Genomic DNA, 25,922 nt, shown 5'->3' on the forward strand with positions numbered 1-25,922 from the left:
TCCAACCTAGTCAGTCGTCCCGTGCATCTCGGGGCCGAACCTGCCCTGAGCGGGGCCGAACCTTCGGTGGGCGGTGCCTGGCATATTCTTCTCGGTAGTGACTGCGGCCCGACTCGAGCCGCCGCCGACTTCAGGAGCACACCATCAGCACCTTCGCGGACACGACGTTCACGGATCCGGCCCGGATCCGGAACTTCTGCATCATCGCCCACATCGACCACGGCAAGTCGACGCTGGCCGACCGGATGTTGCAGCTGACCGGTGTCGTCGAGGAGCGGGCGATGCGCGCGCAGTACCTCGACCGGATGGACATCGAGCGCGAACGCGGCATCACCATCAAGGCCCAGAACGTGCGGCTGCCGTGGGTCGTCGAGCACGAGGACGGCACCAAGGAAGAGATCGTCCTGCACCTGATCGACACCCCCGGTCACGTCGACTTCACCTACGAGGTGTCCCGCGCGCTCGAGGCCTGCGAGGGTGCCGTGCTGCTGGTGGACGCCGCGCAGGGCATCGAGGCGCAGACCCTGGCGAACCTGTACCTGGCGATGGAGAAGGACCTCACCATCATCCCGGTGCTCAACAAGATCGACCTGCCCGCCGCCGACCCCGACCGGTACGCCGCGGAGATCGCGCACATCGTCGGCTGCGAGCCGGAGGACGTGCTGCGGGTGTCCGGCAAGACCGGTGTCGGCGTCAAGGAACTGCTCGACGAGGTCGTCAAGCAGGTGCCTGCCCCCGTCGGCGACGCGGACGGCCCGGCGCGCGCGATGATCTTCGACTCGGTCTACGACGCCTACCGCGGCGTCGTCACCTACGTGCGAGTGGTGGACGGCAGGATCCGTCCCCGCGAGAAGATCACCATGATGTCGACCGGCACCACCCACGAACTGCTCGAGGTGGGCATCATCTCGCCCGAACCCAAGGCCACCGTCGGCCTCGGCGTCGGCGAGGTCGGCTACCTCATCACCGGTGTGAAGGACGTCCGCCAGTCCCGGGTCGGCGACACCGTGACCACCTTCCGCAACGGTGCGGAAGAGCCGCTGACCGGCTACCGCGACCCGAAGCCGATGGTCTACTCCGGCCTGTACCCGATGGACGGCTCCGACTACCCGGTGCTCCGCGACGCGCTCGACAAGCTGCGCCTCAACGACGCCGCGCTGGCATACGAGCCGGAAACCTCGGTGGCGCTGGGCTTCGGCTTCCGCTGCGGCTTCCTCGGCCTGCTGCACATGGAGATCACTCGCGACCGCCTCGAGCGTGAGTTCGGCCTCGACCTCATCTCCACCGCGCCGAACGTCGTCTACCGCGTGATCATGGAGGACGGCTCCGAGCACGAGGTGACCAACCCGTCGTACTGGCCCGAGGGCAAGGTGCGCGAGGTGTACGAGCCGATGGCCAAGTGCACCGTCATCGCGCCGAGCGAGTACACCGGCGCGATCATGGAGCTCTGCCAGTCCCGCCGCGGCGAACTCGGCGGCATGGACTACCTGTCGGAGACCCGCGTCGAACTCCGCTACACGCTGCCGATGGGCGAGATCATGTTCGACTTCTTCGACGCCCTCAAGTCGCGGACGAAGGGCTACGCCAGCCTCGACTACGAGGAGGCGGGCGAACAGAACGCGGCGCTGGTGAAGGTGGACATCCTGCTGCAGGGCGAGGCCGTCGACGCGTTCAGTGCCATCGTGCACAAGGACGCCGCGTTCGCCTACGGCAACAAGATGACCACCAAGTTGCGTGAGCTCATCCCGCGCCAGCAGTTCGAGGTGCCGATCCAGGCGGCGATCGGCTCGAAGATCATTGCCCGCGAGAACATCCGCGCGATCCGCAAGGACGTCCTCGCCAAGTGCTACGGCGGCGACATCAGCCGTAAGCGCAAGCTGCTCGAGAAGCAGAAGGAAGGCAAGAAGCGGATGAAGACCATCGGCCGGGTCGAGGTCCCGCAGGAGGCCTTCGTCGCGGCGCTGTCGAACGAGTCGGTGGCGGACAAGCCCAAGAAGTAGGCGCTCCGCGCCCGTTGGTGCTTCCGGCCCGCACCAGGACCGGAAGCACTCACGGGGGCGGCGCCGCAGGAAAGGACGCGGTGTGCTCGAGACCTGGTTGACGGAGACGTTGGGACTCGAGGTGCCGATCCTCGGCGCTCCGATGGGCGGACGTGCCGGCGGCGAACTCGCAGGAGAGGTGTCGAAGGCGGGTGGCCTCGGCATGCTGGGCGCCGCCCGATACAACTCGCCGGACTGGGTCGCGTCCGAAGCAGCGGTTGCCCGCGAACGCGGCGGCCGCATCGGCATCGGGTTGATGACGTGGTCCCTCGACACCGACGACAGCCTCCTCGATGCCGCGATCGCCGAGAAGCCGACGCTGCTCTCCCTCTCGTTCGGCGATCCGGCACCGTACGTGCCCCGCGCACACGCTGCCGGGATTCCCGTCGCGTCGCAGGTGAACACCCTCGACGACATGCGGATCGCGGAGCGAGCGGGGGTCGACGTGATCATCGCGCAGGGCGGTGAGGCAGGTGGACACACCGGTCGCATCGGGACGCTGCCGCTGCTGCAGGAGCTGCTGGACGCCACCGATCTTCCCGTGCTCGCGGCGGGGGGAATCGGAACCGGTCGCGGTCTCGCGGCCGTGCTCGCGGCGGGTGCGCAGGGCGCGCTGATCGGGACCGCGCTGCTCGCCAGCCCCGAGACTGTCGGCCCCGCCTACGCGCGGACCGCGGTCGTCGACGCCGGCAGCGCCGACACCGTGTACACCGCAGTGTTCGACCGCGCTCGCAACCAGCCGTGGCCGTCGCGGTGGGGCGGTCGCGCGATCGTCAATGACTTCACCCGCGACTTCCACGACGTCGACGCGCCGGACTCGCAGTTGGAGCAGACCTACGATCCCGCCGACCCGCGTCGCGGTGTCGTGTACGCGGGGGAGGCGGTTGGTCTGGTGCACGGCGAGCGGCCTGCGGGCGAGATCGTCAGGCAGATCGCTGCCGATGCCGAGCGGCTGCTGTCGCGCTGGGGCTGATCGAAGCGCGACACCGTGCTCGATCGAATGTGGCGTTCGGTTACGTGAAGTGACCTGACGCCACATTCAATCGGGTGCCGGGACGGGTGCGGGCCGATCAGGTGGGGGAGTGTGCCGGCTGGAATGTGCCGGTCGCAGCCGCCTCCTCTGCTCGGATGACGTGCACGACCGCGTTGATCAGTGCCAGGTGGGTGAACGCCTGCGGGAAGTTGCCGAGATGCCTGCCCGAGCGGGTGTCGATCTCCTCCGCGTACAACTTCAGCGGGCTCGCGTAGCCGAGCAGTCGCGAGCACAGGTGCTTGGCCCGTGACAGCTCGCCGATCTCGACCAGTGCCGACACCAGCCAGAACGAACAGATCGTGAACGCGCCCTCCTCGCCGGACAGTCCGTCGTCGGTGGTCTCCACGCGATAGCGCAGCACGAGACCATCCTCGGTCAGCTCGTCGGCGATCGTGAGGACGGTTGCGCGGACCCGGTGATCGTGTGCAGGGAGGAATCGGAGCAACGGAACGAGAAGCAGGGACGCGTCGAGGGAGGGGTGACCGTAGCGCTGGGTGAAGACGCCGCGCTCGTCGACGCCGTGCTCGAGGATGTCGGCCTTGATCTCCTCTGCGATCACCGACCACCGCTCGGCGTACCCCTCCTCGCCGTGGAGGAGGGCGAGTTTGACTCCGCGATCTAGGGCCACCCAACACATCACCTTCGACGACGTGAAGTGCTGTGGTTCGCCTCGCACCTCCCAGATCCCGCGATCGGGTTGACGCCAGTGCTCGATGGCTTCCTCCACCTGCCGCTTGAGCAGTGGCCACAGAGCATCCGGGACCTGGTCACGGGAGCGCACGTGGAGGTAGACGGAGTCGAGCATGGTGCCCCAGATGTCGTGCTGCTTCTGGTTGAAGGCGCCGTTGCCGATCCGGACCGGCTTCGCGCCGTCGTACCCGGACAGGTGGTCGAGTTCGGATTCCTCGAGCGTCTTCTCGCCGCCGATGCCGTACATCACCTGCAGTGGGTGCGGGTCGCCGTTCTCGGACTGCGAGACGTCGGAGATGAACGAGAAGAAGTCGTTGGCCTCACGGTCGAGGCCAAGGGTGTACAGGCCCCACAGCGCGAAGGTGGAATCGCGCACCCAGGCGTAGCGGTAGTCCCAGTTACGTTCTCCGCCAGGGGTTTCCGGAAGCGATGTCGTGGACGCGGCGAGCAGTGCGCCGGTGGGTGCATACGTCAGGCCCTTCAGCGCCAGGGCGCTGCGCTGCAGGTAGCCGCGCCACGGGTGGTCGGGGAAGGTGCCGATGGTGATCCACTGGCGCCAGCACTCCGCCGTCGTCCACATCTTCGCCGCGGCGTCCTCGAAGGTCTGTGGTGCCGGGAGGTCCGACCACGACAGGGCGACGAAGACGTTGTCGCCCTCCTTCATCCGGGTCCGTGCCCGCGCCTCGCGACCTTCGAGTCCGAGTTTGAGGTTGGTGGTCAGGCGCAGCGTCGGATGCTCGCCCAGGGCACTGCCGGTGCACGTCGCGGTGGCCTCCTCGTACACCTTGCCGGTGTACTCCCACTTCGCGGGTACGCGGTGGTAGTCGAACGACGGCTCGCAGCTCACCTCCAGTTCGACGACGCCGCTGACGCACTTCACCGTGCGCAGCAGGATGTGCTCGGCGTCCCAGTCGGTCGGTGTGCGCCGGTGGCTCCGAGAGCGCTCGTCGTTGTTGTGCCACGGTCCCATCACGAGGGCGTCGCGAACGATGAGCCAACCGGTCTCCGTCTGCCACGTGGTTTCGACGATCAGCCCGCCGGGGAGGTAGCGGCGGGCGGCGGGGACGTTCTGGCCGTACGGGCCGATCCGGAAGTGTCCGGCGCTGCGATCGAGGATCGCGCCGAAGACACTGGGGGAGTCGGGGCGCGGAATGCACATCCATTCGACGGAGCCGTTGCGAGCGATGAGGCACGTCGTCTCGCAATCGGACAGGAAGGCGAAGTCGTCGATCGGGGGGAACGGGCTGCGGCGCGAATGGTGGCGTTCGATCAGCGCGGGCAGGTTGGCAGGCAGGTCGTCGTACGCGGCCGGACCAGGTCCGGCCGCCTCGTGATCGGTGGCCGTCATCTGCACATTCTGTGCCCGCCGGGCGTCGTCGTCCACCGCTGGAGGCGCCGCGTAGGGTTGGGTGCGTGAATGCGATTGCCGAGTGGTGGGACGGACTGGAACTGTGGCTCAGTGGGCTGCCCTACGTGCCGCAGTTGCTGCTGGTCATGGTCGTCGCACTGCCCCTCGCGTACGGGTGCGCAAGCCTCTTCGACGTGGCGCTCGCCCGGGTCCTCGCGCTGCTCGGACGGGACCGCGTCGCTGTGTCCGCCGACGTCACGGTCGGTGACCGCTGATGCCTCGTTCTCGCGTCACCCTCATGCTGATCGCGCTGCTGATCCTTGTTCTCATCGGGTGGCTCTTCACCCGGTGATCCCGCAGGGTGGTCCGCCGGCTGGATTCGGGTCCGGTCGCTCTGCTAGATTCGCCCGCGTGTCTGTCACTGCCGCGCACCAGGTCCGCCATGAATTGGCGTTGATCGCTGTCGGCATGCTCGCAGTCGCCGACATCGACTGTCGTTGATCGACTGAGCCGGCGCCGTCGCGCCCGGACGGTTCGCCCCACGCAGCGGGCACCCTCCCATTCTGATGACCGTGATCCGCTGCCCATCGGCCGCGGCGGTCACGGCGGTCTCGACGACCACCCGAATTTTCGCCGCATTCCGGCGAATCCTCGAAAGGCATATCTCGATGAGTGTTCGTGCCCGCATTTCCCGTTCCGGCCTCCTCCTGGCCGCCGTCGCCACCGTCGGAGCGGTTGCGCTGACCGCGTGCAGTGGCGGATCGAGCGACGTGGTCGGCGCCGACGCGACCGGCGCGACCGGCGCGGCGGACGGCAGTGGCGGCACCGTCAGCCTCTTCGCCTACGCGGTACCGAAGCCGGGCTTCGACAAGCTGATTCCCGCGTTCCAGGCCACCGACGAGGGCGCGAACGTGCAGTTCCAGCAGTCCTACGGCGCCTCGGGAGACCAGTCGCGCAAGGTCAAGGACGGCGCGCAGGCCGACGTGGTGAACTTCTCCGTCGAACCCGACATCACCCGACTGGTCGACGCCGGCCTCGTCAGCGAGGACTGGAACAAGAACGCCTACAACGGAGTTCCGTTCGGCTCCGTTGTCACCATCGTCGTCCGTGAGGGCAACCCGAAGAACATCCGCGACTGGGACGACCTTCTCGCGCCCGGCATCGAGGTCGTCACCCCCAACCCGTTCAGCTCCGGCTCGGCGAAGTGGAACCTCCTCGCGCCGTACGCCGCGAAGAGCGAGGGCGGCGCGAACCCCCAGGCCGGACTCGACTACGTCAATGCGCTTGTCACCGATCACGTGAAGGTGCAGCCGAAGTCCGGTCGTGAGGCCACCGAGACCTTCCTGCAGGGCACCGGCGACGTGCTGCTCAGCTACGAGAACGAAGCGATCTTCGCCGAGCGCAACGGTGATCCGGTCGAACACGTGACCCCGCCGGTCACTTTCAAGATCGAGAACCCCGTCGCGGTCCTCCAGAACAGCAAGGTGCTCGAGCAGGCCACCGCGTTCAACGACTACCTCTACACCACCGAGGGGCAGACGCTGTGGGCCGAGGCCGGCTTCCGGCCGGTCGACCCCGCCGTCGCCGCGGAGTTCGCGGACGAGTTCCCGGCCCCGGCCAAGTTGTGGACCATCGCAGACCTCGGCGGTTGGAAGGCCGTCGACGCCTCGCTGTTCGCCAAGGACACCGGGTCGATCGCCGTGATCTACGACGCAGCGAGCCAGTAGTCTCACGATGACCACTACCGCGACGACGGGGGGATCGGTGTCCGAGATGCCGTCCACCCCGGACAACCAAGAGACCGGCGTTTCCGCCCCGGTGAAGTCACCTGCTCCCCGTCGTCGTCGGCGGTGGTTCACCGTCACCGGAACGGTCGGACCCCTCGGCATCGGCATCACGATGCTCTGGCTCAGTGTCATCGTGTTGCTGCCTCTCGCTGCGTTGACCGTCACCTCGTTCGAGGGCGGCATCAGCGGATTCTGGGACGCCGTCACCAGCCCGACGGCACTCGCGTCGCTGCGCGTGACCGTGGGGGTGTCCGTGGTGGTGGCGCTCATCAACGTCGTGATGGGCACCCTCATCGCATGGGTCCTCGTTCGCGACGAGTTTCCCGGCAAGCGAGTGGTCAACGCGCTCATCGACCTGCCGTTCGCGCTGCCGACGATCGTCGCGAGCATCGTCCTTCTCTCGCTGTACGGGCCCAACAGTCCGATCGACGTGCAGCTCAACGCGACCCAGCCGGGCTTGGTGGTCGCGCTGGCCTTCGTGACCCTGCCGTTCGTGGTGCGCTCGGTGCAGCCCGTGCTGATCGAACTCGACAAGGACGTCGAGCAGGCGGCGGCATCTCTGGGGGCCGACAACTGGACCATCTTCCGCAAGGTCGTGCTCCCCACCCTGGCGCCCGCCATCATCGGTGGTGCGGGCCTGGCCTTCGCCCGGGCCATCGGTGAGTACGGCTCGGTCGTACTCATCGGCGGCAACATCCCGCGCGAGACGCAGGTGACCTCGCAGTACATTCAGCAGCAGATCGAGATCGACCGACCCGTCAACGCCGCCGCGGTGTCGGTGGCGTTGCTGGCGATCGCCTTCGTCACGCTGTTGGTGCTGCGACTGCTCGCGAGCCGCACCCAGCGACGTGAGGAGCAGTCCGCGTGAACGTCTCGACGCCGGCTCGGCTCGGCATGCGCGTGATCGCCCTCGGCTACCTGGTGCTCCTGCTCCTAGTGCCGATCGGGGTGATCCTGTGGCGCACCTTCGAGAACGGGATCGTGGCTTTCTACGAGGCGATCTCGACCCCGGCGGCGATCTCGGCGCTGAACCTGTCGCTGCTCATCGTCGCGATCGTCGTACCCATCAACGTCGTCTTCGGTGTCGTCACCGCACTCGCGTTGGTGCGGGGCAGGTTCCCCGGCCGCGGGTTGGTCCAGGCCGTCGTCGATCTGCCCTTCGCGGTTTCGCCCGTCGTCGTCGGTGTGTCGCTGATTCTGCTGTGGGGCGTCAACGGTTGGTTCGGCGGACTCGACAATCTCGGATTCCGGGTGATCTTCGGGCTGCCCGGCATGGTCCTCGCCACGATCTTCGTGACGTTGCCGTTCGTGGTTCGCGAGGTCGAACCGGTCCTGCACGAGATCGGCGACGAGCAGGAGCAGGCAGCCGCGACCCTCGGTGCGTCGAAGTGGCAGACATTCTGGCGGATCACCCTGCCCGCGATCCGCTGGGGCCTCACCTACGGCATCGTGCTCACCGTGGCCCGTTCGCTCGGCGAGTTCGGGGCCGTGATCATGGTGTCGTCCGGGTTCCCCGGCGTCTCGCAGACCCTCACCCTGCTGGTGCATTCGCGCTACATCGACGACCACAACACCTACGGCGCGTACTGCGCGGCGACGCTGCTGATGGGTATCGCCCTGGTGACGCTGCTGCTGATGACGCTGCTGGACCGCAAGAGGAGCAACGCATGATTTCGGTGATCGGCGCGAACAAGAACTACGGCGACTTCGCGGCCCTCGACAACCTTTCGCTCGAGATCCCGTCCGGGTCCCTCACGGCGCTGCTCGGACCGTCCGGCTCGGGCAAGTCGACGCTGCTGCGGTCGATCGCCGGACTCGAACACCCCGACTCGGGCACCATCACCATCGCGGGCAAGGACGTCACCGGTGTACCGCCGCAGAAGCGCGACATCGGATTCGTGTTCCAGCACTATGCGGCGTTCAAGCACATGACGGTACGTGACAACGTCGCGTTCGGCCTCAAGATCCGCAAGCGGCCGAAGGCAGAGATCGAGAAGCGCGTCAACGAGCTCCTCGGGATCGTCGGGCTCGACGGCTTCCAGCATCGCTACCCGGCACAACTCTCCGGTGGTCAGCGGCAGCGCATGGCGTTGGCGCGGGCGCTCGCGGTCGATCCGCAGGTGCTGCTCCTCGACGAGCCGTTCGGCGCGCTCGACGCGAAGGTTCGGGAGGACCTGCGGACCTGGTTGCGTCGCCTGCACGACGAGGTGCACGTCACCACCGTGCTCGTCACGCACGACCAGGAGGAGGCGCTCGACGTCGCCGACCGGATCGCCGTGCTCAACAAGGGCCGGATCGAGCAGGTCGGTACGCCGCGCGATCTCTACGACAGCCCGGCGAACGACTTCGTGATGTCGTTCCTCGGCCCGGTAGCGAAGCTGAACGGTCAGCTGGTGCGTCCGCACGACATCCGGGTCGGTCGCGACCCCAGCATGGCGGTGGCGCAGAAGGCGGGCACCGCAGAGTCGGCGGGCGTCACCCGCGCCACCGTCGAACGCGTCGTCCATCTCGGATTCGAGGTGCGCGTCGAACTCCGCAATGCGGCCACCGGCGATCTGTTCGCCGCTCAGGTGACCCGTGGTGACAGCGAGGCGTTGCAGCTCAAGGAGGGCGAGACCGTTTACGCCCGCGCGACCCTGATTCCGTCCATTCCCGCGTAGGCGGCGCCGCGAGGCTCTGGGACGAGAGCGCACCAGAGCCTCGCGGTGGCTTCCGCGCGCCCCTACGGCTTGAGGACGAACAGTTCCCCGATCAGGGTCGGCGTCACGACCTCGCCGTCGGGGCCGATCGACGTACCGACCGTGAATCCCGTTGCGCCAGGCAGGATGTCCTGGTCCGCGGTCTCGCCGGTCGCGGTGTCGAAGGTGAGCATCGCGAGTCCCTCGGTGCCCTCGCGGACGACCGTGTAGCCCGTGCTGCCCGCGGTTTGCGCCGGTACGCCGAGCTGAAGCAGATCCGTCCGTTCCCACGACACCTCGGCGGTATCGCCGTTGTCGCGCAGTGCGAGCAGGCGACCGTCGCGTCCTCCGGCCGGAATGATCAGGCCGTCCGCCGAAATCGAGGGTCCGGCGGCCGCCGTGTACCCGATGTCGTGGTGCCAGCGGGGTTCGCCGCTGAGCGCGTCGAGTGCCCACAGTGCGCCCTCGTTGTCGTTGACGTACATCGTCGACCCGTCCGCGGACAGTACGGGGCTCGACGTGGCGCCGCCGGGAAGGGCGTCGGTGGACCACTCCTCGGTCAGCGCGCCGTCCGCATACCGCATCGCGACCAGCTGGCTGCGCGGCGTCCCCGGGCGCCAGAGGGTGAGATAGAACCGTCCCGAGGACAGGTCGATCGCAGGTGTGTGCGACACCGGGCATTCCGGGGAGCCGAGGAAGCAGTTGTCGAGTCCCTGCGCGGCGGGGACCAGCGGCACGTTCTGAGCCTGAGCGGCCGTCGGTGCCGGAATCAGTTGGTAGGAGGGAACGACCTCACGGCCGTTCTGCGGGTTCAGGATCGACACGACTCCGAAATGCGTGACGAACAACAGATTTCCGTCGCCGGTGAACTGCGCCGAGACCGGCGTTCCGCTCACGATGGTCCGCCAACGAAGTTGGCCGTGATCGTTGAACGAGTTCATCGCGCCGTCTTCGCCGATGTACACGTTCGTGGCCTTGTCGACGAGTGGGGTCGACAGCGCGGAGCCGGGGCCGAGACGCGTGCACCAGCGTTTGCGGCCGCTGTCGATATCGAACGACCAGAGCGTGCAGCCGATCTCGTCGCGCGTCGTGACGAAGATCTGACCGGTCGCCGCGACAGAGGCGTAGGTCGCGGCCGGAGCGCCGAGCGGCCGCGACCAGGCAGGCGACACGGACCGGGATCCGGTGACCGGGCTGGTGGCACTGTTGCGGGCGTCGGCGTGCATTCCCGGCCAGCCGCCGGGGGAGTAGATGCCTGCGACCTGGGTGTCGCTTCCGCAGCCCGCCGTCACCAGGGCGGAGACCGTCGCAAGTGCCACTGCTGTCGACCGTACGACCCGCCGCATGCATCACTCCTCGTGTGTTTTTCGTTCGGTGCACACTATCGGGCGGGCGGGGCGGCGTGCGCACGTGTCCTGGTGTGGTTGGGGTCGGCGTGGATCAAGGGTGTCCGGGTTCCGGAGAATTTCTTTCGGTTACAAATCAAGTAAGAACGTTATGAATTCGCGATTTATCGTTTGGAAGAATGTATCGAATTGTTAATGTTTTCAAGAGGTCAATTATTCGCCAAAAGTGTGCTGAAATGTGTTCATGGCAACGGCAGTGACGAACGCCGCAACGGTCACGACGCCCGCGAGGGAAACCGACGTCGACCACCTCCTGGCCGCACCTCATGCCGGCGCCGTCATCGTCGTCGCACTGATCCTCGGCAGCACCGTCCTCGTCGGGGTGCTGACCGGGTCGCCACTCGCCGTCGCCGTGGTGGTGGTGGGTGCGGTCGGAGTCGCGCTGATGCTCAGCGGTCTCGATCACGTCGGGCAAGGCCTGGGCCGTGACCGACCTCACCATGGGTGAACGTAGTCTGTTCCCCTATGACCAGCATGTGGGGCGCTCCGTTGCGCACGAGGTGGCGTGGATCCCGGCGAACCGACCCGGACCAGGCCAAGTTCCTGACCCGTGACTCGTTGCGATGGGTGATCGCGAACAAGGCCTACACGCCGTGGTACCTGGTGCGGTACTACCGGCTCGCCAAGTTCAAGCTCGCCAACCCGCACGTGATCCTGCGCGGCATGGTGTTCCTGGGTAAGCGGGTCGAGATCCACTCCACGCCGGGGCTGTCACGGCTCGAGATCGGCCGGTGGGTCCACATCGGTGACGGCAACGCGATCCGGTGCCACGAGGGCTCGCTGCGCATCGGCGACAAGGTCGTCTTCGGCAAGGACAACGTCGTCAACACCTACCTCGACATCGAGATCGGTGCCTCGACACTGGTCGCCGATTGGTGCTACATCTGCGATTTCGACCACCGCATGGACGACGTGAACACCCCGATCAAGGACCAGGGCATCGTGAAGGGCCCCGTCCGGATCGGCCCCGACACTTGGATCGCCGCCAAGGTGACGGTCTTGCGTAACACGATCACCGGGCGCGGCTGCGTCCTGGGCGCGCACGCCGTCGTCAAGGGTGTGGTGCCGGACTACAGCATCGCGGTCGGTGCGCCCGCGAAGGTCGTCAAGAACCGCAAGGAGTCGTGGGAGGCAGGCGCCGAGGAGCGGGCGAAGTACATTGCCGCCCTCGAGGACATCGCGCGCAAGAAGGCCGCAGCAGCGGGCTAGGCGGTTTGCCGCCGCCCGTGAGTCCTGTCGGTCCCGTCACGGAACCGACAGGACTCACGGGCGCGGAATGCCTACCGGCCCGGGAGGGGGCGCTGCGGGATGTCGGGCCGCGCCAGCGGATGCCGGACGCGCCGCTTCGCACTCAGATACACCTGGGCGGTGTCGAGGGCCACCTGGTGCCAGTCGAAGTCCTCGGTGAGTCGCTCGCGGGCGGCACGAGCCCGTTCCTGCGTGGCGGCGGGATCGTCCAGGGCCTCGCGGACGGCGGACGTCAGTCCGTCGACGTCGCCAGGCTGGAACGACAATCCTGTCACCCCGTCGACCACTGCCTCGCCGAGGCCACCCGCCGTCGACGTGACGAGCGGAGTTCCCGCCGCCGCTGCCTCGAGCGCGATGATGCCGAACGGCTCGTACCGGCTGGGCAGCACGATGGCGTCGGCTCCGTGCAGCCACCCGAGCAGTTCCGTGTGGTCCAGTGATCCGAGGAAGTTCACCGACCGCAGCACGCGGTGCGTACGGGCCTGCTCGCGAAGCCACTCGTACTGGGTGCCCTCGCCCGCGACCGCGAGGGTCGTGCCGGGGTGGCTGCGCCTGATCCGGGGCAGGGCGGCGATCGCGTCCTGCACGCCCTTCTCGTACTCGAGCCTTCCGACGAACAGCAGTTGCGGCGGCCCCGACCGCGGAGCTCGCTCACGGTACGTCCACGTCGCGACGTCGATCCCGTTGCGGATCACGGTGACCGGCGACAGGTTCGGTCCGTAGAGTTCGGTCACCTCCTCCTCCATCGACGCGGAGCAGGTGATGATCGAGTCGGACTCGTTGGCGAGCCACCACTCGACGGAGTGGACCTGGCGGTTGATGGTCCCGGAGAGCCAGCCGCTGTGCCTTCCCGCCTCGGTGGCATGGAGGGTGGACACCAGCGGGACGTCGTAGAACTCCGCGAGCGCGATCGCGGGGTGTGCGACGAGCCAGTCGTGCGCGTGGACGACGTCGGGCCGCCAGCCGTCGCCGATGCCGGGGCGGGCCAGTCCGATGCCCGCGCGCACCATCGCGTGCCCCATTGCGAGGGTCCACGCGAGCATGTCCTCGCCGAAGACGAAGTGCGCGGGGTCCTCTGCGACCGCGACGACGAGGACGCCGTCGGAGATGTGGGTGATCGTCGGATGAGTCGACGAGTCGGTTCCGGTCGGCCTGCGCGAGAGCACGACGACTTCGTGCCCCGCCTTGACCAGCTCGGTCGCCAAGTGGTGGACGTGCCTGCCGAGGCCGCCCACGACCACCGGCGGGTACTCCCACGACACGATCAGGACTCTCATCTCAACTCCCTGGGGTGACGTCGTCGGGCAGTCGGCGTGCGTCGAGTCCGGGAAACAGTCCGTCGGCGTGGTTCCAGCCGTCTGCGAGCCGGCCGGCGCGCTCGGGATGCCCGGACGCCACCGCCTCGGCGATTTCCCTGGTGGCGTGTGCGTGCTTGTGCGCCCGCTCGCGGGCGTATCCGGCGGCGGAGTCCTTGCTCACCATGAACGCCCAGTCGCTCTGGACGGTCATGATCGCCTCGCGCAGGATCTGGTCGTTGACGCGGTCGCGCAGTTCCGGGCGTCCCGGCGCGCGGGCACTGCCCCGGGCCTTGTCGACGGTGTCGAGGGCGGTCTCCACGACCTCGGAGTTGAGCTGGACGAGGTCGGAGACCTGGTCGCCTGCCCACACCCGCCAGTCCTTGCCGCTGCCCCACGACGAGTCGGCGAGTTGGACCGGCTCGCCGACGTACCCGTCGGCACGGGCCTGCGAGAGGGTGCCGACGCGCACACCCGCCTCGGGCAGTGCGCGCAGCACCTTCTCCAGCCACTGCGGGCCCTCGAACCACCAGTGTCCGAACAGTTCGGTGTCGAATGCGGCGACGACGAGGGCGTCCCGCCCGGTGCGCGCACGCTCGCTGCGGATCCGGTCGACGACGGTGTCGACGAAGTCTTCGACGTGCTTGTCGACGGCAGCGGCCGCGAGTGCGGGGTCGTAGGGGGCCTTGTCCTTCGAGTCGACGGTCTTCCCGGTGACCCGCGACGGCTTGAGGCCGGTGTCGTGGTCGTAGGTGTGGAAGTCGCGGTAGGCGGGGTGGCCCGGGTATCCCGACTTCGGCGACCACACCCGGTACGAGACCTGCAGGTCGCGGCCGAACGCCACGACGTCGGATTCGCGGACCGGGCGGCCCACCGAGGTGTCGCCGCGTAGTGACGGTCCGTCGACCATGAAGTGGGTGATCCCGGCTTCGGCGTACTCGCGTTCCATGCCGGGCGTGTACCCGCACTCGGGTGCCCAGATGCCGGAAGGCTTGGTGCCCCAGCGCATCTTCGCGTCCTCGAGTCCCTCCGCGAGCTCGAAGCGGCGCAGGCGCGGGTGCAGGAGCGGCTGGAACGGGTGCGCGAGCGGGCCGCCGAGTAGTTCGATCGTCCCAGCGTCCACGAACTTTCGCAGCACGGGCGACGCGCCGTGCGCCCACGACTGTTCGAACTCGGCGAGGGACTGCGCGGCGAGCCGGTGCTCGCGGGCGCCCAGTTGGCGTCGGGCGTCGTCCGGCATCAGCGCGGCCTCGTGTGCGCGGAGCTGCCAGTTTCCGAGCCAGTGGTGCATGCCGGACAGGCTGTGCGGGTCGTCGAGCATCGCCGCGAGCACCGGGGTGATACCGAGCGTCAGCAGGTTCTGCCTGCCCTCGTCCGCGAGGGTGCGTAGGACCCGGGCCAGCGGCAGGTAGCAGGCTGCCCACGACTGGTAGAGCCATTCCTCGCCGACCGGCCACCGGCCGTGATTCGCCAGCCACGGCAGGTGCGAGTGCAACACCAGGGCGAACATGCCCGGCTGCTGCTCGGTGGCGCGTGGCGTGGTCATTCCGTGGCTTCCGGTTTGCGGGCGATGGCGACGAGGTCGAGGCTGGCGTCGATGTCTGCCGGGTCAAGGGCGAAGTCGTCGATGGTGATCGACTCCACGTCGCGGACCAGGTCGTCGGGCCACGGCTCGCCTGCGAGGGCGCGGTCGATCTGGGCGTCGATGAACGAGCCACCGTGGGCGGCGTCGAGGTCGCGCAGACGTGGGCCGTGGTGCACGCCCGTCATCGTCGTCACCTCGAAGCCGGCCTGTTCGAGCAGTTCGGTGAGCTCCGCCGCGTTGAGTTCGCGGGTGTGGAACGGGTTGAGCGGCGTGTCGCGACCGGGGGAGAAGGTGATCCGGTTCGGCGTGCTGATCAGCAGCTCGCCTCCGGGCGTCAGGACGCGGAAGCACTCGGCGAGGAACTGTGCCTGATCCCACAGGTGCTCGATGACCTGGAAGTTGACGACGGTGCCGACGCTCGCGTCGTCCAGCGGCAGATCCGCCAGGTTGCCCTGTCGCATGTCGATTCGCGGGTAGCGGGCGCGCACGTGTTCAACGGCGGAGGTGTCGTAGTCGAGGCCGATGACGAGTTCGGCGACATCGGCGATCATGTTGGCGCCGTAGCCCTCTCCGGACCCGGCTTCGAGGACGACACGACCGGCGCAGCGTCCGAGGAGTCGCTGGTAGACCACCTCGTGGCGGCGGAACCAGTAGTTCTCCTCGGCGATTCCGGGGACGGTGCGCTCGCCCGTCAGGGGCAGAGGCGCATGATCGTCGGTCGCTGCGGCCGGAACAGATGTGTCACTCACCGCTGCGAGATTACTGCCACGTGTTCCAGTGTGTGCCGTGGTGGTCCAGATCACAGCGGTTCAGCCGCCTTTCGGTCTTATGGTGAAGGTGATTCCCCGCTAAGTTACCCGCCAGTAGCTTAGCGTGTTGTAATCTGGCGCACGGTCATCGTGCGAAGTAGATGAATACCCGAGAGCTCGGCCACCGCGGAGCCGCTCGCTGAGAACTGACACAGGAGGTCGACGAAGACCCATGACGAACATCGTCGTTTTGATCAAGCAGGTTCCCGATACCTGGTCCGAGCGCAAGCTCACCGACGGTGACTTCACGCTCGACCGTGAGGCCGCGGATGCCGTGCTCGACGAGATCAACGAGCGCGCCGTCGAGGAAGCCCTGCTCATCAAGGAGGCCCAGGGCGGCGAGGTGACCGTGCTGTCCGCCGGTCCCGACCGCGCCACCGACGCCATCCGCAAGGCGCTGTCCATGGGTGCCGACAAGGCCATCCACCTCAACGATCCCGCGCTGCACGGCTCGGACGCGATCCAGACCTCGTACGCGCTGGCCGCTGCGCTCGGTCAGATCGAGGGCGTCGAGCTGGTCATCGCAGGCAACGAGGCCACCGACGGTCGCGCAGGCGCTGTCCCCGCGATCATCGCCGAGTACCTCGGCCTGCCGCAGCTGACCCACCTGCGCAAGCTGACCATCGCCGACGGCAAGGCCACCGGCGAGCGCGAGACCGACGAGGGCGTCTTCGCGCTCGAGGCTCCGCTGCCGGCGATCGTCTCGGTCACCGAGAAGATCAACGAGCCGCGCTTCCCGTCCTTCAAGGGCATCATGGCCGCGAAGAAGAAGGAGGTGCAGGTCCTCACGCTCGCCGAGATCGGCCTGGACCCGTCCATCTTCGGTGTCGCGAACGCCGCGACCACGGTCACCGCGTCCACCCCGAAGCCCCCGCGTACCGCTGGTGAGCGTGTGACCGACGAGGGTGAGGGCGGCAACCAGATCGCGTCCTACCTGGTCGGTCAGAAGATCATCTGATTCGCGCCCCCCCACCAGCAGAAACACACGTAGGAGAAAGAAAGCAATGGCTGAAGTACTCGTGCTCGTCGAGCACGCCGAGGGCGCGCTCAAGAAGGTCAGCACCGAGCTGATCACCGCCGCCCGTGTTCTGGGTGAGCCCGCCGCCGTCGTCGCCGGTCCCGCCGGCACCGCGGACAAGCTGCAGGACGCCCTCGCCGCCGCCGGTGCCGCGAAGGTCTACGCCGCCGAGTCCGACGACATCGACGGCTACCTGATCACGCCGAAGGTCGACGTCCTCGCCTCGCTGGTCGAGTCCGTCTCCCCGGCCGCGGTCCTGACCGCTGCCTCGACCGAGGGCAAGGAGGTGTCCGGTCGTCTGGCCGCGCGCATCGGCTCCGGTCTGCTCGTCGACGTCATCGACGTCAAGGCCGACAGCGCCATCCACTCCATCTTCGGTGGCGCGTTCACCGTCGAGGCCAAGGCGAACGGTGAGGTTCCGGTCATCTCGGTCCGTCCGGGTGCCATCGAGGCGCAGCCGCAGGCCGGCGCCGCCGAGCGCGTCGCGGTCGAGGTCCCGGCTCAGGAGGAGAACGCCGTCAAGGTGACCTCCCGTCAGCCGATCGTCGGTGGCGACCGCCCCGAGCTCACCGAGGCGTCCGTCGTCGTCTCCGGTGGTCGTGGTGTCGGTTCCGCGGACAAGTTCTCGGTCGTCGAGGAGCTCGCTGACGCACTCGGTGCCGCTGTCGGCGCCTCGCGTGCCGCTGTCGACTCGGGTTACTACCCGGGCCAGTTCCAGGTCGGTCAGACCGGCAAGACGGTCTCCCCGCAGCTGTACATCGCCCTCGGCATCTCCGGTGCGATCCAGCACCGCGCGGGCATGCAGACCTCGAAGACCATCGTCGCGGTCAACAAGGACGAAGAGGCCCCGATCTTCGAGATCGCGGACTACGGCATCGTCGGCGACCTGTTCAATGTCGCTCCGCAGCTGACCGAGGCCGTCAAGGCTCACAAGGGCTGAGTGCCCGCTGCTCCACGGTGAGGGGAACCCTCGCCCGGTCCGACCGGGCAAGGGTTCCCCTCACCCGTTTCTTCACCGGGTTGCCGCCGACATGACACCGCAGCGACGGCGGGGCGCCGCCAACACGGTCGACGCTTCGTGCCATGACCACTGTCGAGGTCCGGGCCGCGGCCCGTTACACACTGCTGGTGTCCTCGGATCGTGAGCACCGCGAAGCCGCGCAGCGACTGCGGCACAGCGTGTTCGCCACAGAACCCGGGTTCACGCCGTCCGCCGACGCGGGCGGCCTCGATACGGACCGTTTCGACGAACACTGCGACCACCTGCTGGTTCGCGACGAGACGACCGACGAGACCGTCGGCTGCTACCGAATCCTCACTCCTGATGCGGCCAGATCGGCCGGAGGGCTGTACACCGCAACCGAATTCGACGTCACCGCACTCGACCCGCTGCGATCCGACCTCGTCGAACTCGGCCGTGCCTGCGTCCACCCCGACCACCGCAGCGGCACCGTCCTCGGTCTCATGTGGGCCGGGATGCTCAACTACCTCGACCTCACCGGCCACCGATGGGCGATCGGGTGCGTGTCGGTGCCGATGCGCCTCGGACTCGACGAGGTCGCGGGCGCGAACGTCCGCGGGGTTCGCGACCGCTTGCTCGCGGACCACGCGAGCGCACCCGACCGCAGGGTCCGACCCCTGCGTCCGGTTCCCGGCCTCGCGGCCCTGGAGCCGCCCGCGAAACCCGTTCTCCCGCCACTGATGCGCGGATACCTGCGCCTCGGCGCGAAGATCTGCGGCGAGCCCGCCCACGACCCCGACTTCGGCGTGGCCGACTTCGTGGCGTTGATCGGCATGGATGAGGTCGACGAGCGATACCTTCGCAGGCTGCGGTCGGCGGTGAACGCACGATGAGCCATCAGTGGATGCCCGCGAGTCCGTGCACGGACACCTGTCATACGGCTCACGTGCGCGCGGGGATGGGCGCAGTCGCACTGAGGTATGCGGCTCTGGTGACGACCGCGACCGTGGCGCTGCTGCTGCCGCTCGCCGTCCTGCTGCCGGCGCCCCGGCGGCGCGGTGTGCACCGCCGGTACATCCTGATGGTGCTCTGGGCGCTCGGCGTCCGCCTGCAGGTCAGCGATGAACGGGGTCCGATCGGCGAGCCGGGACGCGGGGTCCTGGCGGTCGCCGGGCACGTCTCCTGGCTGGACGTGCTGGTGCTGAACGCGATCGATCACGGTGAGTACGTCGCCCGTGCCGACCTGCTCGACTGGCCGCTGATCGGGCGTCTCGCGCGTCGGGTCCGCGTCGTTCCCATCGACCGGGGACGGCTGCGCGACCTCCCGGGGGTCGTCGACGAGGCCGCCGAACGGCTACGAACCGGCACCCGTGTCGTCGCGTTCCCCGAGGGCACCACCTGGTGCGGGAGGGCGTACGGACGGCTGCGGCCCGCGCTGTTCCAGGCCGCCGTCGACTCGGGAGCCGTGGTGGAGCCGATCGAACTTCGGTACGTGCGCGGGGACGGCACGACCGAGACGGGCGTGTGCTTCGTCGGCGAGCAGACGCTCCTCGCCAGTCTGCGGCGGACGATCCATCTGCCGGGCGTGATCGCCGAGGTCCGGCGCGGACCGCTGCAGGAGCCGGGCCTGGACCGACGGGAGCTGGCCGAGCGATGCGAGCGGGTCGTGCACGGTGGGGACAGGCGCGAGCGCGAGGTGGACGTGTTGTTGGCGGCGGCGCACGTGGGATCGGTCGTTGCCGTCGATCGGAGGCCGGTCCCGGTCCAGTAGGACCGGAGCGTCGACGGGCTCGGGTCCGACCAGCGTGGTGGCCGTCGGGGCCACCTCCACAGACCCGCTATCCTGGTCGGGTCATGACTTCGTCCCACCCCCCTCTCGCCGGAGCCGGTGATTCGGATCGCGCACCCTCGGCGCGGTCGGCTTCCGCGCACCCGGCCCGCGCCGCCTACCTCGATCACGCCGCGACCACGCCGATGCTGCCGGAGGCGATCGCCGCGATGACCGACGTACTCGCGACGGTGGGGAACGCGTCGTCGCTCCACGGATCGGGGCGTGCCGCGCGGCGCCGCGTCGAGGAGTCACGCGAGTCGATCGCCGCCGACCTGGGCGCCCGGCCCTCGGAAGTGATCTTCACCTCGGGTGGCACCGAATCCGACAACCTCGCGGTCAAGGGCATCTACCGGGCGCGCCGGGATGCCGATCCGCGTCGTCGCCGCGTCGTCACCAGCACGGTCGAGCATCACGCGGTACTCGACGCGGTCGAGTCGCTTGCCACGCACGAGGGTGCCGAGATCGTGTGGCTCCCTGTCGACGAGTACGGCGCGGTGGACCCAGCCGACCTGCGCTGCGAACTTGCCGCGCATCCCGACGAAACCGCGCTGGTCACCGTGATGTGGGCGAACAACGAGGTCGGAACGATCATGCCGATCTTCGACCTGGCCGCGATCGCCGCCGAGTTCGACGTCCCGATGCACAGCGACGCGGTTCAGGCGGCGGCGCAGCTGCCGGTCGACTTCGCCGCGAGTGGTCTGTCGGCGCTCAGCATCGCGGCCCACAAGTTCGGTGGCCCGCACGGATCCGGTGCCCTCCTGCTCGGCAGGCAGGTGCCGTGCGCGCCGCTGTTGCACGGCGGCGGGCACGAGCGAGATCTGCGCGCAGGCACCCTCGACACCGCTGCGGTGGTTGCGACCGCGACGGCGCTTCGCACGGCCGTCGACCACCGCGAGGACACGGTGTCCGATTTGGTTCGGTTGCGGGACAGGCTGATCGACGGAGTTCAGGCCCTGGTGCCGGACGCCGTCCTGAACGGGCCGGTCGGCCCGAACCGGTTGCCGGGCAACGCCCACTTCACCTTCCCTGGCTGTGAGGGCGACTCGCTGTTGATGCTGCTCGATGCGGCAGGTGTCGAATGTTCGACCGGGTCGGCATGCACCGCCGGTGTCGCCAGCGCGAGCCACGTGTTGATCGCGATGGGTGTCGACCCGCGAGTGGCGCGGGGCTCGCTGCGCTTCTCGCTGGGCCACACGTCCACCGATGCCGACGTCGACGCCCTGCTGACGGCGCTGCCCCAGGTCGTGGAACGGGCGCGCGCGGCAGGGTTGGCAGGGTCGAGGTCGAGGCGCATGCAGAGCACGGGAGGAGCGCGCTGATGCGGGTACTGGCGGCGATGAGCGGTGGAGTCGACTCCGCGGTGGCGGCGGCCCGGGCGGTTGAGGCCGGGCACGAGGTGGTCGGGGTGCACCTGGCGCTGTCGACGGCCCCCGGCACCCTGCGCACAGGTTCGCGTGGCTGCTGCTCGAAGGAGGACGCGGGTGATGCCCGCCGTGCGGCGGACATGCTCGGAATCCCCTTCTACGTCTGGGATTTCGCGGACCAGTTCAAGGAAGACGTCATCGACGACTTCGTCGCGGCCTACGCGGCGGGTGAGACCCCCAATCCCTGCCTGCGCTGCAACGAGAAGATCAAGTTCGCAGCACTCGCGGACCGCGCGATCGCACTCGGTTTCGACGCCGTCGTCACCGGTCACTACGCGCAGCTCGACGACGGCGTGCTCCGGCGAGCGGTCGACGCGGACAAGGACCAGTCCTACGTTCTCGGCGTCCTGACCGCCGAGCAGCTGTCGCGGGCGATGTTCCCGGTCGGGGACACCCCGAAGCCGCAGATCCGCGCCGAGGCCGCCGAACGTGGACTGGCGGTGGCGAACAAGCCGGACAGCCACGACATCTGCTTCATCCCGTCCGGCGACACGCGTGCGTTCCTCGGAGCGAAGATCGGCATCCGTCCCGGCAAGGTCGTCGACGCCGACACCGGCGCCGAACTCGCCGATCACGAGGGCGTGCACGGCTTCACAATCGGTCAGCGCAAGGGACTCGGAGTCGAGGGGCCCGCCGCGGACGGCCGGCCCCGGTACGTCACCGCGATCGAGCCCGACACCGGAACGGTGAAGGTCGGTTCGGCGGAACGTCTGCAGGTGTGGACGATTCGCGCGGATCGTCCGATCTGGACGTCGGGGTCGGCGCCCGCGGGGCCCGTCGAATGCACCGTGCAGGTGCGTGCGCACGGCGGACTCGCCGAGGCGATCGTCGAAGAGGTCGACGGTGGCCTGGACATTCGGCTGCGGGAGCCGCTGACCGGTGTCGCGCGGGGGCAGGCCGTGGTGCTGTACCGCCGCGACGCGGCAGGCGACATCGTGCTCGGCAGCGGCACCATCGCCGGCACCGCGGGCAGTGAATCACGTTGACGGAAACTGGTTTCCCCGTCGGTGTCGCGACGGGGATCGGATCCTGGCCGGGCGACGACGCCCGTGAGGCCGCGGCGGTCGTGGTCGGGGAACTGCCGCAACTGCCGCACCTTGTCGAACTCCCCGGCCGGGGTATCGGCGCCGACATGATCGGTCGCGCCGCCGCGCTGCTCGTCGATCTGCCCCTGGACACCTCGACCACCGGGTACCGCGTGGCGCAGCGCCCGGGCCCGGTCACCCGCGCCGCCCGCGACCACCTCGCCCGTGACCTCGACGCCCTCGAGGAGGCATGGGAGGTCGCCGGTCGTCGCGGAACCGATCAGCCGGTGAAGGTGCAGGCCGTGGGTCCGCTGACGCTGGCGTCTCAGGTCGAGCTGTTCGGCGGGCATCGGGCCCTCACCGATCCCGGTGCGTTGCGGGACCTGGCCGAGTCGCTGTCCGAGGGTGTCCGCGCGCACGTCGCGGAGGTGGAGCGCAGGCTCGGTTCGCCGGTGCTCGTGCAGTTCGACGAGCCCGCGCTGCGGTCGGTACTCGACGGCTCGCTGACCGGGGTGTCGATCTTGCAGGCGCCGCGCGCACTGCCGGAGCCGGAGGCCCTCGCGGTGCTCCAGGACGCGATCGGGTCCGTCGGCGTGCCGGTGCTGGTGCACTGCTGCGCCGCGTCTCCACCCGTGGACCTGCTCCGACGCAGTGGCGCGCAGGCTGTCGGTCTGGACCTGAGCGTGCTGCGTGCAGCCGACCTCGACGGTGTCGGGGAACTGCTCGAGGACGGGCTGAACCTCGCACTCGGCCTGGTCCCCACCGCCGCCCCCGAGCGGATTCCCGGGTGGCGGGATCTGGCGCGCCCCGCGGTCACCCTGGTCGACCGGCTCGGATTCCCTCGCACGACACTCGCCGATCGGGTCGTCGTCACGCCCACCTGCGGGCTGGCCGCGGCGGGCGCGAAGTGGTCGCGCCAGTCCCTTCGAGCGGCATCCGAGGTCGCCCGTGCGTTCGCCGAGGGCGCGGAGTTCGGCTGACATACCCTGACGTGATGGTCAACCAGGCAGTCGAGGCGTTTCTGGACCGGGTGACGCATCGCGTGCGCAGGCGGGACGCCGCGACGCTGCTCGCCCTCATGGAGTCGGCGACCGGCGAGCGGGCTGCGATGTGGGGTCCGTCGATCGTGGCCTTCGGTATGTACCACTACAAGTACGAGAGTGGACGCGAGGGCGATGCGCCCGCGGCCGGATTCTCGCCGCGCAAGGCGGCGTCGACGGTCTATCTCGCCGACGGCGTCAATGCGCACCCCGACCTCGTCGGGCGCCTCGGACCGCACACGTCCGGGGTCGGGTGCCTCTACTTCAAGGATCTCGCCGACGTCGACCTGGGCGTCCTCGAACAGCTCGTGGCGCGGTCGTACACGGCGGTCACCGCGGGAACCTTCGGCCTGCGTGCGCGCGACGGAGGCGCAGGCTCCTGACCCGGTGGTGTCGGTGGCCTGGGATAGCCTTTTCCCGTGACGGAGAACGGGACACCGACCGCAGCCGAACGCGACGAGTGGCAGCGCCTCGCGGAAGAGGTGCGCGAGCACCAGTTCCGCTACTACGTCAAGGATGCGCCCACCATCAGCGACGGTGAGTTCGACGCCCTGCTCCGGCAGCTGACCGACCTCGAGGAACGTCATCTCGAGCTGCGTACCCCGGACTCGCCCACGCAGTTGGTCGGCGGCGGATTCGCAACGGAATTCACCGCGGTCGATCACCTCGAGCGAATGCTCAGTCTGGACAACGTGTTCGACGAAGCGGAACTGCGCACCTGGATCTCCCGAGTCGAGGCAGAGACGGGCCCGGATCTGCACTACCTGTGCGAGGTGAAGATCGACGGCGTCGCACTGAGCCTGGTGTACGAGAACGGAAAGCTGGTGCGGGGCGCCACTCGCGGCGACGGCCGCACGGGGGAGGACGTCACCCTCAACGCCCGCACCATCGACGACATCCCGCACATCCTCACGGGAACCGACGAGTACCCGGTGCCCGCGCTTCTCGAGGTGCGCGGTGAGGTGTTTTTCCGACTCGAGGACTTCGAGGCGCTCAACGCCTCGCTCGTCGCGGAGGGCAAGGCGCCGTTTGCCAATCCCCGCAACTCCGCCGCCGGTTCGCTGCGGCAGAAGAATCCCGCGGTCACCGCGAAGCGGCGGCTGGGGATGATCTGCCACGGCATCGGCCGCACCGAGGGTTTCGACCCGGTCAGTCAGCACGACGCCTACACCGCGCTGGCCGCGTGGGGACTGCCCGTCTCGACGCACACGGCGCGGGTGCAGGGCGCCGACGCGGTCGTCGCCAAGGTCGCGTACTGGGACGAGCATCGACACGATGTCGAGCACGAGATCGACGGCCTGGTCGTCAAGGTCGACGAGATGTCTCTGCACCGCAGGCTCGGTGCCACGTCGCGGGCCCCGCGGTGGGCCACCGCCTACAAATACCCGCCGGAGGAGGCCACGACCAAGCTCCTCGACATCCGGGTCAGCGTCGGGCGCACCGGGCGGGTCACCCCGTTCGCGTACATGGAACCGGTCACGGTCGCCGGGTCCACCGTGTCCCTCGCGACCCTGCACAACGGGTCCGAGGTCAAGCGCAAGGGTGTCCTGATCGGCGACACCGTCGTCATCCGCAAGGCCGGAGAGGTGATCCCCGAGGTGCTCGGCCCGGTCGTGGACGTGCGCGACGGATCCGAACGCGAGTTCGTCATGCCGACGCACTGCCCCGAGTGCGGAACGGAACTGGCGCCCGCGAAGGAGGGCGATGCCGACATCCGTTGCCCCAATCAGCGGTCCTGCCCGGCGCAGCTGCGTGAACGGGTGTTCCACGTCGCCGGTCGCGGCGCATTCGATATCGAGGTCCTCGGCTACGAGGCGGCGACCGCGCTGCTCGAGGCGGGCGTCATCCAGGACGAAGCCGACCTGTTCTCGCTCACCGCCGACGATCTGATGAAGACGTCGCTGTTCACCACCAAGGCCGGCGCGCTGTCGGCGAACGGGAAGCGATTGCTCGACAATCTCGACTCGTCGAAGACGAAGCCGCTGTGGCGGGTGCTGGTCGCGCTGTCGATTCGGCATGTCGGCCCGACCGCGGCCCGCGCGCTCGCCGGAGAGTTCGCGAGCCTGGAACGGATCGAGGCTGCCTCGGTCGACGAACTGGCCGCCGTCGATGGTGTCGGCGGCACCATCGCGGCCGCGGTCGTCGAGTGGTTCGCCGTCGACTGGCACCGCGACATCGTCGAGAAGTGGCGTGCCGCAGGGGTGTCCATGGAGGACGAGCGGGACGCCTCGATCGAACGAAACCTGGAAGGGTTGTCGATCGTGGTGACCGGATCGCTGGAGGGCTTCACCCGCGACGGCGCGAAGGAGGCGATCCTGCAGCGGGGAGGAAAGGCTGCCGGATCGGTGTCGAAGAAGACGGCGTTCGTGGTCATCGGTGACGCCCCGGGGTCGAAGGCGGACAAGGCCGAGCAACTCGGTGTCCCGATCCTCGACGAGGCGGGTTTCGTGCGGCTGCTCGAGGGTGGTCCCGATGCGGTGTCCGAACCCGGATCCGAGTAGCTACACGGCCTCACGCGGGTCTTCCGGTCGTGGTGAACATCACTCCCGGGGGTGGCTGTGAGGGCAGTTGCCTGGCAGTGTCCTGAACCGGGACTTCCCTCGAACTGCCTGGTCATCGGCGCGTTCGACAATGTTGAGATGTAACTGGGGGTGAGCCGACCGAGTCGTTCACGCCCGTTACCACGGGCTTGAGTGGAACGCGAG

General features: G+C 68.6%; 24 protein-coding genes. 19 read left to right on the forward strand and 5 right to left on the reverse strand.

Annotated elements, in window-relative coordinates:
• The first annotated feature begins 101 nt into the window (after positions 1 to 101).
• Together lepA and RHCRD62_RS22580 are read left to right on the forward strand one after the other, a co-directional pair.
• A complete protein-coding gene (gene lepA, locus RHCRD62_RS22575) occupies positions 102 to 2,000 on the forward strand; it encodes a translation elongation factor 4 (RefSeq protein ID WP_084734439.1) in 1,899 nt (632 codons plus the stop codon).
• Between the two features lie 82 nt (positions 2,001 to 2,082).
• Positions 2,083 to 3,012, forward strand: coding sequence for an NAD(P)H-dependent flavin oxidoreductase (locus RHCRD62_RS22580; RefSeq protein WP_050067015.1), 930 nt, complete (start codon positions 2,083 to 2,085; stop codon positions 3,010 to 3,012).
• Between the two features lie 97 nt (positions 3,013 to 3,109).
• Here RHCRD62_RS22580 and RHCRD62_RS22585 read toward each other — a convergent pair whose 3' ends face one another.
• Positions 3,110 to 5,110 (reverse strand): glycoside hydrolase family 15 protein, encoded by a 2,001-nt coding sequence (locus RHCRD62_RS22585; protein ID WP_253277444.1) that lies wholly within the window; start codon positions 5,108 to 5,110, stop codon positions 3,110 to 3,112.
• Positions 5,111 to 5,175: 65 nt separating this feature from the next.
• Here RHCRD62_RS22585 and RHCRD62_RS22590 point away from each other — a divergent pair, with 65 nt between their 5' ends.
• From RHCRD62_RS22590 to RHCRD62_RS22610, 6 genes are all read left to right on the forward strand, one after another.
• On the forward strand, positions 5,176 to 5,385 hold the full coding sequence (locus RHCRD62_RS22590; RefSeq protein ID WP_050067016.1) for a hypothetical protein: 210 nt from the start codon (positions 5,176 to 5,178) through the stop codon (positions 5,383 to 5,385).
• Between the two features lie 136 nt (positions 5,386 to 5,521).
• Positions 5,522 to 5,611: an Ms4533A family Cys-rich leader peptide gene (locus RHCRD62_RS26765; protein ID WP_317698979.1), complete on the forward strand. Its 90-nt coding sequence runs from the start codon at positions 5,522 to 5,524 to the stop codon at positions 5,609 to 5,611.
• A gap of 167 nt (positions 5,612 to 5,778) precedes the next feature.
• On the forward strand, positions 5,779 to 6,837 hold the full coding sequence (locus tag RHCRD62_RS22595; protein ID WP_050067228.1) for a sulfate ABC transporter substrate-binding protein: 1,059 nt from the start codon (positions 5,779 to 5,781) through the stop codon (positions 6,835 to 6,837).
• A 46-nt stretch (positions 6,838 to 6,883) separates the two neighbouring features.
• The gene (gene cysT / locus RHCRD62_RS22600) at positions 6,884 to 7,765 is read left to right on the forward strand and encodes a sulfate ABC transporter permease subunit CysT (protein ID WP_050067229.1); all 882 of its coding nucleotides are present in this window, start codon (positions 6,884 to 6,886) and stop codon (positions 7,763 to 7,765) included.
• A 26-nt stretch (positions 7,766 to 7,791) separates the two neighbouring features.
• Entirely contained in the window at positions 7,792 to 8,568 is a 777-nt protein-coding gene (gene cysW, locus RHCRD62_RS22605; RefSeq protein ID WP_157051044.1) for a sulfate ABC transporter permease subunit CysW, read from the forward strand.
• Positions 8,565 to 9,557, forward strand: a complete 993-nt coding sequence (locus tag RHCRD62_RS22610; protein WP_050067018.1) for a sulfate/molybdate ABC transporter ATP-binding protein — start codon at positions 8,565 to 8,567, stop codon at positions 9,555 to 9,557. The genes cysW and RHCRD62_RS22610 overlap by 4 nt, the downstream gene beginning before the upstream one ends.
• A gap of 62 nt (positions 9,558 to 9,619) precedes the next feature.
• Here the strand turns inward: RHCRD62_RS22610 and RHCRD62_RS22615 are convergent, their stop codons facing one another.
• A complete protein-coding gene (locus RHCRD62_RS22615; RefSeq protein WP_050067019.1) occupies positions 9,620 to 10,921 on the reverse strand; it encodes an outer membrane protein assembly factor BamB family protein in 1,302 nt (433 codons plus the stop codon).
• 244 nt (positions 10,922 to 11,165) lie between these two features.
• Between RHCRD62_RS22615 and RHCRD62_RS22620 the strand changes: the two genes are divergently transcribed.
• Both RHCRD62_RS22620 and RHCRD62_RS22625 read left to right on the forward strand, forming a co-directional pair.
• Positions 11,166 to 11,429 (forward strand): hypothetical protein, encoded by a 264-nt coding sequence (locus RHCRD62_RS22620; RefSeq protein ID WP_157051036.1) that lies wholly within the window; start codon positions 11,166 to 11,168, stop codon positions 11,427 to 11,429.
• A gap of 17 nt (positions 11,430 to 11,446) precedes the next feature.
• The gene (locus RHCRD62_RS22625) at positions 11,447 to 12,190 is read left to right on the forward strand and encodes an acyltransferase (protein ID WP_050067021.1); all 744 of its coding nucleotides are present in this window, start codon (positions 11,447 to 11,449) and stop codon (positions 12,188 to 12,190) included.
• Positions 12,191 to 12,261: 71 nt separating this feature from the next.
• On the opposite strand, the gene RHCRD62_RS22630 is transcribed toward RHCRD62_RS22625, so the two are convergent.
• The 3 genes from RHCRD62_RS22630 to RHCRD62_RS22640 are packed head-to-tail and all read right to left on the reverse strand — an operon-like array spanning position 12,262 to position 15,858.
• Entirely contained in the window at positions 12,262 to 13,506 is a 1,245-nt protein-coding gene (locus tag RHCRD62_RS22630) for a glycosyltransferase family 4 protein (RefSeq protein WP_050067022.1), read from the reverse strand.
• Between the two features lies 1 nt (position 13,507).
• The gene (locus tag RHCRD62_RS22635; protein ID WP_050067023.1) at positions 13,508 to 15,070 is read right to left on the reverse strand and encodes a 1,4-alpha-glucan branching protein domain-containing protein; all 1,563 of its coding nucleotides are present in this window, start codon (positions 15,068 to 15,070) and stop codon (positions 13,508 to 13,510) included.
• A complete protein-coding gene (locus RHCRD62_RS22640) occupies positions 15,067 to 15,858 on the reverse strand; it encodes a class I SAM-dependent methyltransferase (RefSeq protein WP_050067024.1) in 792 nt (263 codons plus the stop codon). Before RHCRD62_RS22640 ends, RHCRD62_RS22635 begins: the two co-directional genes overlap by 4 nt.
• Before the next feature lie 232 nt (positions 15,859 to 16,090).
• On the opposite strand from RHCRD62_RS22640, the gene RHCRD62_RS22645 reads away from it, so the two are divergent.
• From RHCRD62_RS22645 to ligA, 9 genes are all read left to right on the forward strand, one after another.
• Complete coding sequence (locus tag RHCRD62_RS22645; protein WP_050067025.1) at positions 16,091 to 16,876, forward strand: electron transfer flavoprotein subunit beta/FixA family protein; 786 nt, start codon at positions 16,091 to 16,093, stop codon at positions 16,874 to 16,876.
• Positions 16,877 to 16,922: 46 nt separating this feature from the next.
• On the forward strand, positions 16,923 to 17,876 hold the full coding sequence (locus RHCRD62_RS22650; protein WP_050067026.1) for an electron transfer flavoprotein subunit alpha/FixB family protein: 954 nt from the start codon (positions 16,923 to 16,925) through the stop codon (positions 17,874 to 17,876).
• 143 nt (positions 17,877 to 18,019) lie between these two features.
• Complete coding sequence (locus RHCRD62_RS22655) at positions 18,020 to 18,790, forward strand: GNAT family N-acetyltransferase (RefSeq protein ID WP_050067027.1); 771 nt, start codon at positions 18,020 to 18,022, stop codon at positions 18,788 to 18,790.
• 98 nt (positions 18,791 to 18,888) lie between these two features.
• Positions 18,889 to 19,668: a lysophospholipid acyltransferase family protein gene (locus RHCRD62_RS22660; RefSeq protein WP_253277445.1), complete on the forward strand. Its 780-nt coding sequence runs from the start codon at positions 18,889 to 18,891 to the stop codon at positions 19,666 to 19,668.
• 83 nt (positions 19,669 to 19,751) lie between these two features.
• Entirely contained in the window at positions 19,752 to 21,047 is a 1,296-nt protein-coding gene (locus RHCRD62_RS22665; RefSeq protein WP_050067029.1) for a cysteine desulfurase family protein, read from the forward strand.
• Entirely contained in the window at positions 21,047 to 22,138 is a 1,092-nt protein-coding gene (gene mnmA / locus RHCRD62_RS22670; RefSeq protein WP_050067030.1) for a tRNA 2-thiouridine(34) synthase MnmA, read from the forward strand. The genes RHCRD62_RS22665 and mnmA overlap by 1 nt, the downstream gene beginning before the upstream one ends.
• Positions 22,135 to 23,157, forward strand: a complete 1,023-nt coding sequence (locus RHCRD62_RS22675; RefSeq protein ID WP_050067031.1) for a methionine synthase — start codon at positions 22,135 to 22,137, stop codon at positions 23,155 to 23,157. The genes mnmA and RHCRD62_RS22675 overlap by 4 nt, the downstream gene beginning before the upstream one ends.
• Positions 23,158 to 23,171: 14 nt before the next feature.
• Complete coding sequence (locus tag RHCRD62_RS22680; protein ID WP_050067032.1) at positions 23,172 to 23,600, forward strand: DUF1801 domain-containing protein; 429 nt, start codon at positions 23,172 to 23,174, stop codon at positions 23,598 to 23,600.
• Positions 23,601 to 23,636: 36 nt separating this feature from the next.
• The gene (gene ligA / locus RHCRD62_RS22685; protein ID WP_050067033.1) at positions 23,637 to 25,718 is read left to right on the forward strand and encodes an NAD-dependent DNA ligase LigA; all 2,082 of its coding nucleotides are present in this window, start codon (positions 23,637 to 23,639) and stop codon (positions 25,716 to 25,718) included.
• Positions 25,719 to 25,922: the final 204 nt, after the last annotated feature.

Origin of the sequence: Rhodococcus sp. RD6.2 (assembly GCF_001040705.1) — a bacterium.
Lineage (GTDB): Bacteria > Actinomycetota > Actinomycetes > Mycobacteriales > Mycobacteriaceae > Rhodococcus_G.

Bases quoted from the DNA above. Each gene is read 5' to 3' on its own strand.
- mnmA (WP_050067030.1), top strand. From the start codon at position 21,047: ATGCGGGTACTGGCGGCGATGAGCGGTGGAGTCGACTCCGCGGTGGCG.
- RHCRD62_RS22630 (WP_050067022.1), bottom strand. From the start codon at position 13,506: ATGAGAGTCCTGATCGTGTCGTGGGAGTACCCGCCGGTGGTCGTGGGC.
- RHCRD62_RS22650 (WP_050067026.1), top strand. From the start codon at position 16,923: ATGGCTGAAGTACTCGTGCTCGTCGAGCACGCCGAGGGCGCGCTCAAG.
- RHCRD62_RS22615 (WP_050067019.1), bottom strand. From the start codon at position 10,921: ATGCGGCGGGTCGTACGGTCGACAGCAGTGGCACTTGCGACGGTCTCC.
- RHCRD62_RS22635 (WP_050067023.1), bottom strand. From the start codon at position 15,070: ATGACCACGCCACGCGCCACCGAGCAGCAGCCGGGCATGTTCGCCCTG.
- RHCRD62_RS22645 (WP_050067025.1), top strand. From the start codon at position 16,091: ATGACGAACATCGTCGTTTTGATCAAGCAGGTTCCCGATACCTGGTCC.
- RHCRD62_RS22680 (WP_050067032.1), top strand. From the start codon at position 23,172: ATGGTCAACCAGGCAGTCGAGGCGTTTCTGGACCGGGTGACGCATCGC.
- cysT (WP_050067229.1), top strand. From the start codon at position 6,884: ATGCCGTCCACCCCGGACAACCAAGAGACCGGCGTTTCCGCCCCGGTG.
- cysW (WP_157051044.1), top strand. From the start codon at position 7,792: ATGCGCGTGATCGCCCTCGGCTACCTGGTGCTCCTGCTCCTAGTGCCG.
- RHCRD62_RS22610 (WP_050067018.1), top strand. From the start codon at position 8,565: ATGATTTCGGTGATCGGCGCGAACAAGAACTACGGCGACTTCGCGGCC.
- RHCRD62_RS22655 (WP_050067027.1), top strand. From the start codon at position 18,020: ATGACCACTGTCGAGGTCCGGGCCGCGGCCCGTTACACACTGCTGGTG.
- RHCRD62_RS22585 (WP_253277444.1), bottom strand. From the start codon at position 5,110: ATGACGGCCACCGATCACGAGGCGGCCGGACCTGGTCCGGCCGCGTAC.
- RHCRD62_RS22595 (WP_050067228.1), top strand. From the start codon at position 5,779: ATGAGTGTTCGTGCCCGCATTTCCCGTTCCGGCCTCCTCCTGGCCGCC.
- RHCRD62_RS22625 (WP_050067021.1), top strand. From the start codon at position 11,447: ATGACCAGCATGTGGGGCGCTCCGTTGCGCACGAGGTGGCGTGGATCC.
- RHCRD62_RS22665 (WP_050067029.1), top strand. From the start codon at position 19,752: ATGACTTCGTCCCACCCCCCTCTCGCCGGAGCCGGTGATTCGGATCGC.
- RHCRD62_RS22620 (WP_157051036.1), top strand. From the start codon at position 11,166: ATGGCAACGGCAGTGACGAACGCCGCAACGGTCACGACGCCCGCGAGG.